Genomic DNA, 547 nt, shown 5'->3' with positions numbered 1-547 from the left:
GCTGCCGTGTTGGCACTGCCGCCAATATAACCTGCAGTCATGATACCGGCCAAAACACCTTCATCCGGCCCCAGATCAACCATCCGAACCGCCACAAAAGCACCTACTACCGTTGCGAAGGCGGCAGTCATAAAGGCCACAAAAACCCTGCCCGATTCCTTCCATATACGACGTATGTCCGCTTTAAACAACAGCATAGGGATTGATAAAGGCACAAAGTAGCTGCTGATAATCGAATATATCTCTGCAGACCTGGGAATAAGACCGGCCGTACTTAACAGCGACGCCCCCAAAATAATGGAAAGCACGCCGTATTGACCAAGTTTAGGGCGGGTCTCCATCCACAGTCCCAGGGCAACTAACAGCAACAATACCGCAAGAATGGCGACTAAATTTTCGGCAGCTATTAGTGTATCCAATTTAGCAGACACCCGATTTCATTAAACCCCAGGGTCTCGACATGCCGACGCTACCTCCATACCTGCCTACAAACACGCAAAAAGTTTCCACCCAGAATGCCCTTCACCTGCTCATCGCTGTAGTTTTT

1 protein-coding gene is annotated in these 547 nt (G+C 49.7%); it reads right to left on the bottom strand.

The window, feature by feature from the left end:
• Positions 1-431: DUF819 family protein (locus HBA55_RS37170; protein ID WP_167001292.1), on the bottom strand; the 431-nt coding region annotated here is incomplete at its 3' end.
• Positions 432-547 lie beyond the last annotated feature (116 nt).

The organism is Pseudomaricurvus alkylphenolicus, assembly GCF_011683955.1.
Lineage (GTDB): Bacteria > Pseudomonadota > Gammaproteobacteria > Pseudomonadales > Cellvibrionaceae > Pseudomaricurvus > Pseudomaricurvus alkylphenolicus.
The sequence above is the reverse complement of the archived record's forward strand: the minus strand, read 5'-3'. Positions and strand labels throughout refer to the sequence as shown.